Below are 15,800 nucleotides of genomic sequence, written 5' to 3'. Positions count from 1 at the left end.
TTCGCTGCCTGCGAGTGGGTCGCGCCATATCGCATCGAATAGCCCACAAGCTCAGGAGGGGCACACAATGAAGCACGCCAATCGTTTCAGGAAGGATTACTACGGGGGCGGCCTCATGACGCTGGTAGGCCTGGCCGCAGTTGTTGCGGGCCTGCAGTACCGTACCGGCGCGCTTAGCCGCATGGGGCCTGGCTTTTTCCCGGTGGCGGTGGGTTCGCTCCTGGCACTGGTTGGCGTCCTCATCGCTGTGACTGCGCGTAGCGAGGCGCCGCAAAGCATGCTGCCGGTTACCCAGGGGCACAGCCACTGCGCGCCTGACCTGCGCGGTGCGCTGTGTATCGTGCTGGGCGTGCTGGCCTTCCTGCTGCTCGGCAAGTACGCCGGTCTAATCCCGGCCACCTTTGCCATCGTCTTCATTTCCGCATTGGGCGATCGTAGTAACACCCTCAGGCAGGCCGTGCTACTGGCGTTGGTCATGTGCGTGGTGGCCGCCGTCGTGTTCTGGTGGGCGCTGAAATTACAGCTGCCGCTCTTTACCTGGGGAGCTTGATTACCATGGTTTCCAACGCTTTACATGATCTTTGGTTTGGCTTCGGCGTTGCCTTTCAAGGCAGCAATCTGATGTGGTCGTTCGTTGGCGTATTGGTAGGCAACCTGATTGGCGTGCTGCCCGGCATGGGGGCACTTTCTGCCATTTCCGTCCTCTTGCCGATAACCTATGTGTTGCATCCGGTACCCGCCATCCTGATGCTGGCTGGCATCTTTTACGGTTCGCAGTACGGGGGCGCAATTGGTGCCATCCTGCTGAACCTGCCGTCGCACCCGCCCCACGCGGTGACCTGCCTGGACGGCTACCCGATGACGCGAGCTGGAAAGGGGGGCACCGCGCTGGGCATCACGATGATCAGTTCGTTCTTTGCTGCGTCGGTGGGCATTCTCGTGATGATATTTGCATCTCCGTTGCTCACCACCATCGCATTCAAGTTTGGACCTGCCGAGATCTTCTCGATCATGCTGCTTGGCTTGCTTGCAGGCTCGACGATGTCGCGTGGCTCACCGTTGAAAGGGGTCGCGATGACGCTGTTCGGTCTACTATGTGGCATGGTCGGCACGGACGTGAACACAGGAACGTTCCGGTTCGCAATGGGCATCCCTGAGCTAAGCGACGGCCTGGAGCTCGTGGCGATCGCAATGGGCTTGTTCGGTGTGGCGGATTTCTTGCTTAATGTGAACCGCATGAGTGCGGTTACGAGCAGCAAGACGAAACTGCGCGTCCGTGACATGCGACCCAGCCTGTCCGAACTCAAGACAGCGTTCTGGCCGATGGTGCGAGGCACTGGCGTGGGAACGCTTTTCGGCGCCATGCCTGGCACGGGGCCCACGATTACGACTTTCGTTGCCTACGCGCTTGAGCGCAAGATTTCCAAGACGCCGCAGAAATTTGGTACCGGCATGATCGCGGGGGTGGCGTCGCCGGAGGCATCATCGCACTCCAAGACACAGGTGGACTTTATCCCGACGATGAGTCTGGGCATTCCGGGCGACGCGGTGATGGCGCTAATCCTTGGAGCGCTGATGATTCAGGGCATCACCCCTGGACCTCAACTGATCAGCGAACACCCCGATATCTTCTGGGGCCTGATCGCCAGCTTCTGGATCGGCAACGTACTGTTGATGATTTTGAACGTACCGTTGATCGGCGTGTGGGTCAAAATGCTGCAGGTGCCATACCGCTACCTGTTCCCGTCGGCCATGTTCTTTATCGTGGTGGGCGTGTTCAGCACGCAGAACAGCCTCTTCGGTATCTGGGAGGTCTTGGCCTTTGGCGTGATCGGCGCGGTACTGCTGTACCTGGAATTTTCGGTGGCTCCTATCCTGCTCGGCTTTGTTCTTGGACCTATGATTGAAGAGAACTTCCGCCGCTCGCTGCTGCTGTCGCGCGGCGACCTGACCGTGTTCCTGCAGCGCCCGATAAGCTGCACATTCATGATTGTGTCGGCACTACTGCTGATCGGAGTAACCTGGTCAGCCTGGCGCAACAGCGCTGCCAAGAATGCGTCCTTCGAAGTGCCTGAGTCTGACATCGCGGTCAGCGAGTAGAGCTGCACGGCTTTGCCGCCATCGAGAACCTTGACGGCGGACGCTGGTGGACGACGCTATCTTCCCGGCCGGTCGACGGCCGGGCGTACCTAACGTCTGCCGTGGACCGCGGATTCAACCGACAACCGTTTTCGACCGTTACGTCCGTTCGGGACGCATTGCGTCACTGTCGAATCTCGCTTACTTGCGGCACTTCGAGCCACGCACGGCGTATTTGGCCAGCTTGCGCCGTCATTCGCGGTCTGTGTACCGCCCGGCGCGGTTCGGATGGTGCAGCGTAACAAGGGCGATAGCCGTTGGCGCACGCTGCAAGGACCTCGCACAGCGCCAACAGCTGACTATGTCGCGTTTGCAATAGTAGTTTGTCGCTCTCGTTCTAGGAACGGCATTTATGGCTGGTTCTAATGGTCCGGCACCTTTCGCAGCGTGCCAAGCGCCCTTGCCATACGGTCGGGCCCAGGTCATCGCCTGACAATATGCGCGCTCCCATCAATTCTGAATGGAATGCCTCATGATGAAGACCGATCAGCCTCAAGTTGATCCGAAGACGCTCAGAAAAGTAATCGTTGCCGCAGCGGTCGGAAACTTTGTTGAATGGTTCGATTTTGCCGTCTACGGATTCCTGGCGACACTATTGACACGCCAGTTCTTTCCAAACGGCGATCCAGCGATTGCCTTGATGAAGACTTTCGCTGTGTTTGCGGTCGCATTTGCTTTCAGGCCGCTCGGCGGCATTTTCTTCGGCATCATCGGCGACCGCGTTGGCCGCAAGAAGACCCTGGCAACGACCATTCTGATCATGGCGGGGGCTACCACGCTGATTGGTTTTCTGCCGACCTACGCCACAGCCGGTGTTGTGGCACCGCTACTGCTGACTATCGTGCGGTGCGTGCAGGGCTTTTCGGCGGGCGGGGAATACGCGGGGGCATGTGCCTATTTGATGGAACACGCGCCCAAGCATCAGCGCGCGCGCTACGGAAGCTATCTTCCGGTCTCGACGTTTCTGTCTTTCGGCTGCGCCGCTGTCGTAGCGTTCGGCCTGGATGCGCTATTGCCGGCAAGTGAGATGAACAGTTGGGGTTGGCGCGTGCCCTTCATTGCTGCAGCGCCGATCGGCCTCGTCGGCCTGTACCTTCGCAACCGCCTGGGCGAAACACCGTCATTCGTAGCCGTAGAGGGAGACCATGCCCTGGCGCATGCACCGCTCAGGGAAACGCTCCGCACGCAAGGCAGCAAGATCGTGCGACTGGGGGCGTTCGTATCAGTCACTGCGGTGTCGTTCTACACCTTCACCACCTACTTTTCCACATACCTCCAGGTAGTCGGGGGGCTGGGCCGCGCGGCTTCACTACTGATCACGGTCATCTCGCTCGTGTTCGCGGCGGCGCTCTGCCCGATTGCCGGCCGCTATTCGGATGCGGTGGGTCGACGCAAGACTATGGCCACGGTGTGCCTGATCATTATCGCCGCGGTCTACCCGTCGTTTGCGCTAGGTGGGGCAGGTGGGTTTGCTGCCGCGACAATCGGCGCCATGATGCTCGCATTTGGCGCAGTTCTCTCGGGGGTGGTCACCGCCGTGCTGCTCTCCGAAGTGTTCCCGACACGCACCCGGTATACCGCGTCCGCGGTTACGTACAACCTTGCATACACTGTTTTCGGGGGCACTGCGCCGCTGATTGCTACTTTCCTTATCGAGAAGACGGGAAACAGCATGTCTCCGGCATTTTATCTGATGGCGGTCTCGGTGCTGGCGCTCATCGGGGGCTTGTCGCTGCCGGAAACGTCGAAGAAATCGCTCGACGGAAACATGGAAGAGGATTCAATGACACCATACGCAGCTAAGAATTTCGGCCGGGTCACAGGCGACCTTCGATAACATGACGAGGGACGAGGAACAACCATGAAAAGCTTGCACGAAAGCAGCATTATTATCGATGGGCTTAACACTTCGCGGTTCGAGCGAACGGTTTTCGAGGATATGCGTCGCGGTGGCATCACGGCGGCAAACTGCACGGTGGCGTACTGGGAGAATTTCGAGAAGACCGTTGACAACATCGCCCAGATGAAAAAGCAGATTCGCGACAATAGCGAAATGCTGACATTGATACGCAACACGGAAGATATTCTGCGAGCGAAGAAGGAGAAGCGTGTCGGGGTAATACTCGGTTTCCAGAATACGCATGCATTCGAGGATAACCTGGGATACATCGAGGCTTTTGCCGACATGGGTGTGCGCGTGGCTCAACTATGCTACAACACGCAGAATCTTGTCGGCACCGGATGCTACGAGCGAGATGGAGGTCTATCCGGTTTTGGCCGGGAAGTCATCGCCGAGATGAACCGGGTCGGCATCATGGTTGACCTTTCTCACGTCGGTGCCAAAACCTCGTCGGAGGCCATTGCGGCCTCGACGAAGCCGGTATGCTATTCACACTGCCTACCCTCCGGACTCAAGGAGCATCCGCGTAACAAATCCGACGAACAACTTAAGGAAATTGCTGACGCAGGAGGTTTCGTCGGCGTTACGATGTTCGCGCCGTTCCTGAAACGCGGCATTGAGGCGACAGTCGACGACTACATTGAGGCGATCGACTACGTTGTGAATCTGGTTGGCGAAGATGTGGTCGGTATTGGAACGGATTTCACGCAGGGCTATAGCGTCGACTTTTTTGATCGGATCACGCATGACAAGGGGCGCTACCGCCGTTTGACCAATTTCGGCCAAGTCATCAACCCGGAAGGCATCCGCACAATCGGCGAGTTCCCCAATCTGACCGCCGCGATGGAACGGGCTGGATGGAGCGAGGGGCGTATCCGCAAGATCATGGGCGAAAACTGGGTACGTGTGTTCCGTGAAGTGTGGGGCGCCTGAAACGCCTTGCGGTGAATTGCAACCGCGATTTGACCGTTTGGTGCATGTGCGCCCCGCCCCCCGGGGGCAAGTCCAGCCCCGGCGCCGCCAAGGCATGTTGACAGTATGCCTATTGCCGAACCATTCTTGAACCGAGGGCCGAGATGCAACCCGAATTGCCGATTCACGTCGATCCCGAGACCGGCGTCTGGACCACCGACGCACTGCCAATGCTGTATGTTCCGCGTCACTTCTTCACAAACAACCATGTCGCGATCGAGGAGGCGCTGGGTCGCGACGCCTACGCAGAAATACTGTATCGCGCTGGATTTGCTTCAGCGTACCACTGGTGCGACAAGGAAGCGAAGCAGCATGGTTTGAGGGGCCTCGCAGTATTCGAGCACTATCTGAAGCGCTTGTCGCAGCGTGGCTGGGGCCAATTCAAGTTCGCGGTGGCAGATCCTTCCCGTGCCCATGCGCGAATTGAATTGCGCAACTCATCGTTGGTACTTGCGCAGCCCGACAAACATGGCAAGCTCTGCTACATGTTCTCGGGATGGTTCGCCGGCGCCATGGATTGGGTCAACGACGACGGCGGTCGGGCCCAGCGCTCGAAATCCAGGGAAGTGCAGTGCGCGGGAGAGGGACGGGAGTTTTGCGTATTCGAGGTGTCAGCGTTAGATTGATTCATCCGGGGTCCCCCGCTCGGTCGTGCCGTTTTGCTGCGGGGGGAACCTCGGGCCCTGGAAGCTGGAATGGAGTGGATGACGCGCGAGACCGCTTCAGAACACCACCGTCCGGTTGCCGTTGATGAACACCCGCCACTCGATGAAACCTTTCACCGCGCGCGCCAGGCTTACGCATTCCGCGTCGCGCCCCACGGCGAGCAGTCGTTCGGGGCTGTAGGTATGGTCGACGCGCTCCACCACCTGTTCGATGATCGGCCCCTCGTCGAGGTCGTCAGTGACGAAATGGGCAGTGGCGCCGATCAATTTGACGCCCCGCGCATAGGCTTGGTGATACGGGCGCGCGCCCTTGAAGCCGGGCAGGAACGAGTGGTGGATGTTGATCGCGCGACCAGCCAGCTGCTGGCTGGCGTCGGCCGACAGCACTTGCATGTAGCGGGCCAGGATCACTAGTTCGGCGCCCGTGCGCTCCACCAGGGCGAGCAGCCTGGCCTCCTGCTCGGGCTTGGTCTCCGGCGTGACCGGCAAGTGGTGGTAGGCGATGCCGTGCGCCTGTGCCATCGGCGCGAGGTCCGGGTGGTTGGAGACGATGGCTGCGATGTCCATTGGCAGCTCGTTCATGCGCCAGCGAAACAGCAGGTCAGCCAGGCAGTGGTCGAGCCTGGAAACCATGATGATGACCTTCGGACGGCGCGCCATGTCATGCAGTTGCCAGTCCATGCCGAATTGCCGGCCGATCGGCGAGAAGTCCTGCCGCAAGTCGGCCAGGTCGAGCTCGGCTCGGCCGGTGCCATGGAACAGGCAACGCACGAAAAAGCGAGAGTTTTCCTTGTCGTCGAATACCGCAAGTTCGTCGATGTAGCCGCCGCGCTGGTCGAGAAAACTGACCACCGCAGCCACTTCGCCGGCCTCGCTCGGGCAGGACAGGGCCAGGCAGAACTGGCGGGGAGTGATCGAAGTTTCCATTGAGATGCTCTCCTGTTGGACGTCAGGCGGCCAGCGACGCGGACCGCGCGTTTTCGTCGGGATAAGCGGGGAAACGTTCACACAGCGCGCGCGCCTGCTCGCGCACTGTGGCGATTACTGCCGCATTCTCGTGATCATCGAGTACGTCGCACACGCAGGCGGCGACCGTTTGCGCCTCGGGCACGCCGAAGCCGCGCGAGGTAATCGCGGGCGAGCCGATGCGGATGCCGCTGGTGACGAACGGCGACTGCGGATCGTTGGGCACGGCGTTCTTGTTGACGGTGATATGCGCTGCGCCCAGCGCGGCGTCAGCCGCCTTGCCGGTCAGCGGCTTGCCAATCAGGCTGACCAGGAACAGGTGGTTGTCGGTGCCGCCCGAGACGATGCTGTAGCCGCGCGCCTCGAACACCGCGGCCATCGCGCGGGCGTTGTCGACCACCCGCCGCTGGTAGTGGCGGAATTCGTCGCTGGCCGCTTCCTTGAGTGCCACAGCCTTGGCGGCGATCACGTGCATCAATGGGCCGCCTTGGGTGCCGGGGAACACCGTCGAGGCGATCTTCTTCTCGATCTCGGCGTTGGTCCGGCCCATGATGAGGCCGCCGCGCGGGCCACGCAGCGTCTTGTGCGTAGTGGTGGTGACGACGTCGGCGTGCGGCACCGGGTTCGCGTACAGGCCCGCGGCCACCAGGCCCGCCACATGGGCCATGTCGACGAAGAGCCACGCGCCGACGCGATCGGCGATGGCACGGAAGCGCTCGAAGTCGAGCTGGCGGGAGTAGGCCGAAAAGCCCGCTACGATCATTCGCGGCTGGTGTTCGACGGCCAACGCTTCGAGCGCGTCGTAGTCGATCATGCCGGCGTCGTCAATGCCGTACTGCACGGCGTTGTAGAGCTTGCCGGAGAAGTTGACCTTGGCGCCGTGGGTGAGGTGGCCGCCGTGCGCCAGGCTCATGCCGAGCACCGTGTCGCCCGGTTGCAGCAGCGCCTGGTAGACCGCCGCGTTGGCCTGCGAGCCGGAGTGCGGCTGCACGTTCGCCCAGTCGGCGCCGAACAGGGCCTTCGTGCGGTCGATCGCCAGTTGTTCGACTTTGTCGACAAATTCGCAGCCGCCGTAATAGCGCTTGCCAGGATAGCCCTCCGCGTATTTGTTGGTGAGCACCGAGCCCTGTGCTTGCAGCACGCGCGGGCTGGTGTAGTTTTCCGAGGCGATCAGCTCGATGTGCTCTTCCTGGCGACGCGCCTCGGCGCCCATCGCGGCCCACAGGGCGGGGTCGAAATCTTCGATGTTCATGCGGGTGGAAAACATGGCGAGGTCCGTTAAGATGGTGGTTATTCCGGCTCTGTCGGCGCTCACCGGGGGAAGCGCCGCGAGCCACAAGTACAACAGAGGCCGCTGCACACGACTAGAACAGAATCGCCTCGACGGCAGGACACGTGCGCCATGCCCCCTACCGGACACTCGGAAGAGATTCAAGCGATGACAACCCACGCCCATCAGGATGTACCGCAGGTGCGCTTCGGCATTGTGTTGCTGCCGAACTTCACGCTGACCGCCCTCTCGGGGCTGATCGACGTGCTGCGGCTTGCCAGTGACGAAGGCGACAAGAGCCGGCCGGTGCGCTGCTCGTGGAAGATCATCGGTGAATCGCTGGCGCCGGTGCGCGCGAGCTGCGGCATCGAGATCGCGCCCTGGGAGACGTTCGGCGACCCCGCGCGGTTCGACTACATCGTGGTGGTGGGCGGCTTGCTGCACTCCGGGCCGGAACCCGGCCGCGCCACGCTGGAGTTCATTCGCGCGGCCGGCGCCACCCGCGCCGAACTGGTGGGCGTGTGCACCGGCACCTTCGCGCTGATGCGTGCCGGCGTGCTGGACGGCCACCGCATCTGTGTGAGTTGGTTCCACTACTGGGATTTTGTCGATCAGTTCCCGGCCACGCCACCTGAGCTGGTGCTGGCAGACCGGCTGTACGTGGCCGACCGGCGTCGCATCACTTGCTCGGGCGGGCGAGCGTCCATCGATGTGGGCGCGGCGATCCTGATGCGCCACATCGAGCCGTCCATCGTGCAAAAGGCGCTGCGCATCCTTCAGGTGGACGAGCAGCACAAGTCCAACGCCCCGCAGCCTCACCCTCCCGGGCTGGCGCCGGCCGCGCATCCCAAGATCAAGCGCGCCATCCTGCTGATGGAACAACACCTGAGCAGCGCGCTCACAGTCGACGAGATGGCGAAGAAGCTCGACATGTCCGTGCGCCAGCTCGAACGCCTGTTCAAGGCCGAGACCGGCAGTACCCCGCAAGCGTACGCCAAGGCCATGCGAATGCGCGTCGCGTCGTGGATGCTCACGCACTCGGGCAGGACGGTCGCGGCGATCGCCTCGGCCTGCGGGTTTTCCGACGCTTCGCACATGGGCCGAGAATTTCGCCATGCGTTCGGCGTGTCGCCCGGCGCTTATCGCAGCGGAGGCACGGAGGGCGCCGCGACGCAAGGCCAGGCGCCGGAGGCCGACTATGGCGAGGTATACCCGGGCCGCAAAGAGTTTTACTGAGCGGCGGTAGCAACCTCGTTCTGACGCCACCGGGCCGTGGCGCATTTATTCCAATCGGACGGCGTTCCCGTTCTATCCGGCGATGCGGGCGTTTTGATGTACTAGCGCCACGTTACCGGCATATGCGAGAGGCGTCATGTCCATCAGTGCGTTTGACCTTTTCAAGATCGGGATTGGCCCGTCGAGCTCGCACACGGTCGGTCCGATGATCGCCGCGCATCGGTTCGTCAACCGATTGGGTGAGGAAGGGAAACTTGAATCCACGCGGATGGTGCGCGCCGAGCTGTACGGCTCGTTGGGGGCCACCGGCAAAGGACACGGCAGCGACAAGGCCGTACTGCTCGGGCTGGAAGGCGAATTGCCCGACAGCATCGACCCGGATGTGATCGCGCCGCGGCTGGAGACGATTCGCGCCAGCCGCGAGTTGCGCCTGCTCGGCTCGCACCCGATCGCCTTCGTCGAGAAGGAACACCTGCAGTTTTTCCGGCGCGAAGCGTTGCCTCAGCATCCCAACGGTATGCGCTTCACCGCTTTCGACGTGGCTGGCGACGTCCTGATGAAGAAGGAGTATTACTCGGTCGGCGGTGGCTTCGTGGTTAATTGCGAGGGTGTGCGCGTCAACGGTGCGCCGGACGCCGCCGGGGTGCCGTACCCGTTTCGCACCGGCGATGAGTTGCTGCGCATTTGCGCCGAGACCGGCCTGTCGATCGCCGGGCTGATGTTCCAGAACGAGATTCACTGGCGTTTGGCCGAAGACGTTCGGGCGGGGCTCCAGAAGATTTGGGAAACGATGGCCGCTTCGGTGCGGCGCGGCTGCGCGGTTACCGGCGAGCTGCCCGGCCCGATGCGCGTCAAGCGCCGCGCGCCCACGCAATACGAGCAACTGAAGAGCCGTCCCGAAGAATCGCTGCGGGACCCGCTGTCCATGCTGGACTGGGTGAACTTGTATGCGATGGCGGTCAACGAAGAGAACGCCGCAGGCGGGCGCATCGTCACCGCGCCCACCAATGGCGCGGCGGGCGTGATCCCGGCGGTGCTTCATTACTACACCAAGTTCGTGCCGGGCGCGAACGACGACGGCGTGATCACTTTCCTGTTGACCGCCGCCGCCATCGGACTGCTCTACAAGGAAAACGCGTCGATCTCTGGCGCCGAGGTGGGTTGCCAGGGCGAAGTCGGCGTGGCGTGCTCGATGGCAGCCGCCGGTCTGGCCGCCGTGCTGGGCGGCAGCAACGCGCAAATCGAGAATGCCGCGGAGATCGGCATGGAGCACAACCTCGGCATGACTTGCGACCCGGTCGGCGGGCTGGTGCAGATCCCGTGCATCGAACGCAACGCGATGGGCGCGATCAAGGCGATCAACGCCGCGCGCATGGCACTGCGCGGCGATGGAAACCATTATGTGTCGCTCGACAAGGTCATCAGGACCATGATGCAGACGGGGGCCGACATGAAGACCAAATACAAGGAAACGTCGCGCGGCGGCCTGGCCGTGAACGTGATTGAGTGTTGAGGAAACCATGAGCCGATATTCGATTTTCAGCCTGATTCGCAACGGGCTCAGCTATCACGAGAACTGGCAGCGCGCTTGGCGTAGCCCCGAGCCGCGGCGCGAATACGACGTCGTGATCGTCGGCGGCGGCGGCCACGGCTTGGCCACGGCCTACTATCTGGCCAAGGTGCACGGCGTGCGTAACGTCGCTGTGGTCGAGAAGGGGTGGATCGGTGGCGGCAATACCGCGCGCAACACCACCATCGTGCGCTCCAACTATCTGTGGGACGAGGCCGCTCAACTGTATGAGAAGGCCATGAAGCTGTGGGAGGGGCTGTCGCAGGACCTCAACTACAACGTCATGTTCAGTCAGCGTGGAGTGATGAACCTGGCTCACACGCTGCAGGACGTGCGCGACACCCAGCGGCGTATCGGCGCAAACCGCTTCAACGGCGTGGACGCAGAGTGGCTCACGCCGCAGCAGATCAAGGAGATCGTGCCGATCATCAATCTCCAGAGCCGCTATCCGGTGCTCGGTGCTTCGTTCCAGCGTCGTGCAGGTGTGGCACGTCACGATGCGGTGGCCTGGGGCTTCGCACGAGGTGCCGACCGGCTCGGTGTCGACATCATCCAGAACTGCCCGGTGACCGGCATCCGCCGCGAGAACGGCGCGGTCACTGGCGTGGAGACCGGCAAGGGCTTCATCAAGGCGAAGAAAGTCGCGGTGGTCGCCGCCGGGCACTCGAGCGTGATTGCCGACATGGCGGGAATCCGGCTGCCGCTCGAGAGCCATCCGCTGCAGGCGCTCGTCTCGGAGCCGATCAAGCCAATCATAAACACGGTAGTGATGTCCAACGCGGTGCACGCATACATCAGCCAGTCCGACAAGGGCGACCTCGTGATCGGCGCCGGGGTAGACCAGTATACAGGCTACGGCCAGCGCGGCAGCTTCCACATCATCGAGGGGACGCTGCAGGCCATCGTCGAGATGTTCCCAGTGTTCAGCCGCGTGCGCATGAATCGCCAATGGGGGGGCATCGTCGACGTGTCTCCCGATGCCTGCCCCATCATCTCGAAGACGGACGTCAAAGGCCTTTATTTCAACTGCGGCTGGGGTACGGGCGGCTTCAAGGCCACGCCTGGATCGGGGTGGGTGTTTGCCCACACCATCGCGAATGATGCGCCGCACCCGCTCAACGCACCGTTCTCGCTCGACCGCTTCTATACCGGCCACTTGATCGACGAGCACGGCGCCGCCGCGGTCGCTCACTGATTTCGGAGACTGTCGATGTTGCTGCTTACCTGTCCCTGGTGCGGACCGCGCGCCGAAAGCGAGTTCAGTTGCGGCGGCGAAGCCGATATCGCCCGGCCGCTGAAGTCAGAGGAAATGACCGACCGCGAGTGGGGTGACTACGTGTTCATGCGCGAAAACACGCGCGGCCTGCATCGCGAGCAATGGCACCACAGCCAAGGGTGCCGCCGCTGGTTCATTGCCGAGCGCGACACCGTGACCTACAAATTTCACAGCTTCAGCAAGATCGGCGAGACCAGCGAGGAGAAAGCAGCATGAAGCAGAGCCATCGCCTGCCGAGCGGCGGGCGCATCGATCGCCACAAGCGGCTGTCCTTCACGTTCAACGGCCGCACGTACCAAGGCTTCGCCGGCGATACGCTCGCCTCCGCGCTGCTCGCCAACGGCGTGCATTTCGTCGCCCGCAGCTTCAAGTACCATCGCCCGCGCGGCATCATGACCGCCGGCGTTGAGGAACCGAACGCGGTGGTGCAGCTTGAACAGGGCGCCTATGCCGTGCCCAATCCCCGCGCTACCGAAATCGAACTGTATGACGGCCTCTCGGCGACCAGCGTCAATGCCGTTCCCAATCTCGAGCATGACCGCATGGCCGCGATGCAGAAGTTCGCGCGTTTCATCCCGGCCGGCTTCTACTACAAGACGTTCATGTGGCCGCGCAGCTGGTGGGGCATGTACGAGCACAAGATTCGCGAGGCGGCGGGTCTTGGCAAGGCGCCCGAGCGTGCTGACGTCGAGCGCTACGAGAAAACGTTCGCCCACTGCGATGTGCTCGTCGTTGGCGCCGGTCCCGCCGGGCTTTCCGCTGCCCATGCGGCCGGCGCGGCCGGTGCGCGCGTGATCCTCGTGGATGACCAGCGCGAGGCCGGCGGGAGCCTGCTGGCGTGCGGCGCGACTATCGACGGCCAGTCCGGCGGCGAGTGGGCCGCCGACATGATTGCGGCCCTGCGGGCCATGCCCGAGGTCACGATCCTCGCGCGCACCACGGCGTTCGGCTACCAGGACCACAATCTCGTGACAGCCTGCGAACGACTGACCGACCACCTGCCGCTGCTGGCGCGCCGTGGCGTCAGGGAGCGGCTCTGGAAAATTCGCGCTGGACAGGTGATCCTCGCGACCGGCGCGCACGAACGTCCGCTGGTATTCGGCAACAACGACTTGCCGGGCACGATGCTGTGCTCTGCAATCAGCGCGTACATTCACCGCTATGGGGTGTTGCCCGGTCGCCGCGCGGTGCTGTTTACGAACAACGATTCTGCATACCAGACCGCGATCGACCTCAGGCGCTGCGGCGCGCAGGTGACGGTGATCGATGCGCGCCCGGCCAGCGTAGGCGGCCTGTCGCGTGCGGCGGTGGCGCTCGGCATCCCGGTCGTCAACGAAGCGATCGTGGTGGCGGCCAAGGGCGCGCGGCACGTGCGCCAGGTTACCGTCGCCGCGTACTGCAACGGCAAGCCCGGCGCCACGCTTGGCACCTATGCGTGCGATCTGCTCGGCGTCTCGGGCGGCTGGAATCCGGTGTTGCACCTGTTCGCGCAGTCCGGCGGCAAGGCGCAGTGGCATGAGGCGCGTGCGTGCTTCCTGCCGGGCGCCGGCGTACAGGCCGAATGCAGCGTGGGCGCCGCAAACGGCGAATTCAGCCTGGCCGGTGCCTTGCGCGACGGCGTGCTGGCCGGCCGCTCCGCGGCGGCGCGCACCGGTCACACGGGGGGCGAGGCAGGCACATGGCGGGCTGAGGACGTGCCCCAGGCGCCGCTTCAGCCGCTCTGGCTGGCCGGCGACCCCGCGCGGGCCGCCCGGGGCCCGAAGCAGTTCGTGGATTTCCAGAACGACGTGGCCGCCTCGGACATCCGGCTGGCCGCGCGCGAAGGGTATCACTCGGTCGAGCACGTCAAGCGCTACACGGCGATGGGTTTCGGCACCGACCAGGGCAAGCTCGGCAACATCAACGGCATGGCGATCCTCGCCGCTGCGCTGGGCAAGACCATCCCCGAGACCGGCACGACGACGTTCCGCCCCAACTACACGCCGGTGACGTTCGGTACGCTCGCCGGTCGCGAGCTCGGCGACTTCCTGGACCCCATCCGAAAGACGTGCATTCACGAATGGCACGTGTCGCAGGGTGCACTGTTCGAGGATGTCGGCAACTGGAAGCGGCCGTGGTACTACCCGCGCGCGGACGAGGACATGCATGCCGCGGTGGCGCGCGAGTGCCGCGCGGCGCGCAACGGCGTCGCTATCCTGGATGCCTCGACGCTCGGCAAGATCGACGTGCAGGGGCCGGACGGGGCCACGCTGCTCAATTGGATGTACACCAACCCGTGGAGCAAGCTCGAGGTCGGCAAGTGCCGTTACGGCCTGATGCTCGACGAGAACGGCATGGTGTTCGACGACGGCGTGACAGCGCGCCTTGGCGAGCAGCATTTCCTGATGAGTACAACGAGTGGCGGCGCGGCACGCGTTCTCAACTGGATGGAGCGCTGGCTTCAGACCGAATGGCCGCACCTGAAAGTGCACCTGACGTCAGTTACCGACCACTTTGCGACATTCGCAGTCGTCGGGCCGCATAGCCGCAAAGTGCTGCAGAAAGTGTGCAAGGACATCGATTTCGCGAATGCGGCGTTCCCGTTCATGAGTTTTCGCGAAGGCACGATCGGCGGAGTTTTCACGCGCATCATGCGCATCAGCTTCTCCGGCGAGCTGTCCTACGAAGTCAACGTGCCGGCCAACATGGGACGCATGGTTTGGGATGCGATCCTGGCTGCCGGCCGCGAGTTCGACATCACGCCGTACGGTACCGAGACGATGCACGTGCTGCGGGCGGAGAAGGGCTACATCATCGTCGGCCAGGACACCGACGGTTCGGTAACACCGGTCGATTTGGGCATGTCCGGCCTGATTGCCAAGTCCAAGGACTTCCTCGGCAAGCGCTCCTTGGCCCGCGCGCATACGGCGGCCGAGGGGCGTAAACAGCTCGTAGGCCTGATGACGCGCGATCCGGCGGTGGTACTGCCCGAGGGTAGCCAGATCCTGCTCGCACCAACGCAGGCCGAGATCGCGCCGATGTTCGGACACGTGACGTCAAGCTACATGAGCCCGACGCTCGAGCGCTCGATCGCAATGGCGCTCGTCAAAGACGGCTTCAACCGCATGGGCGAGGAGGTCATGGTGGCGCTGCCGGGCGGCCGCTTCGTACCGGCCGCCATCACCAGCCCGGTGTTCTACGATTCGGAAGGAGTACGACAACATGTGGAGTGAAGCTCGCCAGGAATCGCCGCTGGTCGCCCTGCGGCCGTCGGTTACCAGCGTGGCCGATGCGAAGCCCGGGCCTTTCAGGCTGCAGGAGCGGTCATTTCTCGAACTCGTCAACGTGCGCGGCGACGTCTCGTCACCGGACTTCGTCGAGACGATTCGCTCCACGCTCGGCACTGCGCCGCCGGCACGTCCCAACACCGTCGTTGCGGGCCACGGCCATGCGCTGGCCTGGCTCGGCCCCGACGAGTGGATGCTCGTATCGGACGCGCCGCGCCGGCCTACCCTCGAGGGCGCGCTGCGTCCGGCGCTGGCCGGCCAGTACGCCGCGGTCGTCGACGTAAGCAGCGGCTACACGGTGCTGGACCTGTCGGGCGAGTCTGTGCGCGCGGTCCTGCAGAAGGGCTGTCCCCTGGACCTGCATCCGCGCGTCTTCACCGTGGGCCAGTGCGCGCAGAGCCATTTCTTCAAGACCGGCATTCTGCTGTGGCCGCTGGCGTCGGGCGCGTGGCGCGTGGTGGTGCGGCGCAGCTTCGCCGACTATGCCGTGCGCATCCTGCTCGACGCAGCCGGGGAATTCCTGCGATGACTTGCGCCGGC

The 15,800-nt window shown here is 63.2% G+C and carries 13 protein-coding genes; 11 read left to right on the top strand and 2 right to left on the bottom strand.

What is annotated here, in order from left to right; all coding sequences use genetic code 11:
* Positions 1–67: 67 nt before the first annotated feature.
* From PTE30175_RS24035 to PTE30175_RS24015, 5 genes are all read left to right on the top strand, one after another.
* The gene (locus tag PTE30175_RS24035) at positions 68–550 is read left to right on the top strand and encodes a tripartite tricarboxylate transporter TctB family protein (RefSeq protein ID WP_191629197.1); all 483 of its coding nucleotides are present in this window, start codon (positions 68–70) and stop codon (positions 548–550) included.
* Between the two features lie 5 nt (positions 551–555).
* Positions 556–2,100: a tripartite tricarboxylate transporter permease gene (locus PTE30175_RS24030; protein WP_150699595.1), complete on the top strand. Its 1,545-nt coding sequence runs from the start codon at positions 556–558 to the stop codon at positions 2,098–2,100.
* Positions 2,101–2,611: 511 nt separating this feature from the next.
* Positions 2,612–3,976 carry an MFS transporter gene (locus PTE30175_RS24025; RefSeq protein ID WP_150699594.1) on the top strand — a complete coding sequence of 455 codons (1,365 nt, stop codon included), beginning with the start codon at positions 2,612–2,614 and terminating at the stop codon, positions 3,974–3,976.
* Positions 3,977–4,000: 24 nt separating this feature from the next.
* Positions 4,001–4,972 carry a dipeptidase gene (locus tag PTE30175_RS24020; protein WP_150699593.1) on the top strand — a complete coding sequence of 324 codons (972 nt, stop codon included), beginning with the start codon at positions 4,001–4,003 and terminating at the stop codon, positions 4,970–4,972.
* Between the two features lie 143 nt (positions 4,973–5,115).
* Positions 5,116–5,637, top strand: coding sequence for a DUF5943 domain-containing protein (locus tag PTE30175_RS24015; RefSeq protein WP_150699592.1), 522 nt, complete (start codon positions 5,116–5,118; stop codon positions 5,635–5,637).
* Between the two features lie 96 nt (positions 5,638–5,733).
* Here PTE30175_RS24015 and purU read toward each other — a convergent pair whose 3' ends face one another.
* Positions 5,734–6,603 (bottom strand): formyltetrahydrofolate deformylase, encoded by an 870-nt coding sequence (gene purU, locus PTE30175_RS24010; RefSeq protein ID WP_150699591.1) that lies wholly within the window; start codon positions 6,601–6,603, stop codon positions 5,734–5,736.
* Positions 6,604–6,625: 22 nt separating this feature from the next.
* Positions 6,626–7,909 (bottom strand): serine hydroxymethyltransferase, encoded by a 1,284-nt coding sequence (gene glyA / locus PTE30175_RS24005; RefSeq protein WP_150699590.1) that lies wholly within the window; start codon positions 7,907–7,909, stop codon positions 6,626–6,628.
* Positions 7,910–8,080: 171 nt separating this feature from the next.
* On the opposite strand from glyA, the gene PTE30175_RS24000 reads away from it, so the two are divergent.
* From PTE30175_RS24000 to PTE30175_RS23975, 6 genes are all read left to right on the top strand, one after another.
* Positions 8,081–9,148, top strand: a complete 1,068-nt coding sequence (locus PTE30175_RS24000; protein ID WP_150699589.1) for a GlxA family transcriptional regulator — start codon at positions 8,081–8,083, stop codon at positions 9,146–9,148.
* 136 nt (positions 9,149–9,284) lie between these two features.
* Complete coding sequence (locus tag PTE30175_RS23995; protein ID WP_150699588.1) at positions 9,285–10,661, top strand: L-serine ammonia-lyase; 1,377 nt, start codon at positions 9,285–9,287, stop codon at positions 10,659–10,661.
* 7 nt (positions 10,662–10,668) lie between these two features.
* Positions 10,669–11,913, top strand: coding sequence for a sarcosine oxidase subunit beta family protein (locus tag PTE30175_RS23990; protein ID WP_150699587.1), 1,245 nt, complete (start codon positions 10,669–10,671; stop codon positions 11,911–11,913).
* Positions 11,914–11,928: 15 nt separating this feature from the next.
* A complete protein-coding gene (locus tag PTE30175_RS23985) occupies positions 11,929–12,210 on the top strand; it encodes a sarcosine oxidase subunit delta (RefSeq protein WP_150699586.1) in 282 nt (93 codons plus the stop codon).
* Entirely contained in the window at positions 12,207–15,206 is a 3,000-nt protein-coding gene (locus tag PTE30175_RS23980) for a sarcosine oxidase subunit alpha family protein (protein WP_150699585.1), read from the top strand. Before PTE30175_RS23985 ends, PTE30175_RS23980 begins: the two co-directional genes overlap by 4 nt.
* Positions 15,196–15,789: a sarcosine oxidase subunit gamma gene (locus PTE30175_RS23975; RefSeq protein WP_150699584.1), complete on the top strand. Its 594-nt coding sequence runs from the start codon at positions 15,196–15,198 to the stop codon at positions 15,787–15,789. The genes PTE30175_RS23980 and PTE30175_RS23975 overlap by 11 nt, the downstream gene beginning before the upstream one ends.
* Positions 15,790–15,800 lie beyond the last annotated feature (11 nt).

Origin of the sequence: Pandoraea terrae (assembly GCF_902459695.1) — a bacterium.
Classification (GTDB): domain Bacteria; phylum Pseudomonadota; class Gammaproteobacteria; order Burkholderiales; family Burkholderiaceae; genus Pandoraea; species Pandoraea terrae.
The sequence above is the reverse complement of the archived record's forward strand: the minus strand, read 5'-3'. Positions and strand labels throughout refer to the sequence as shown.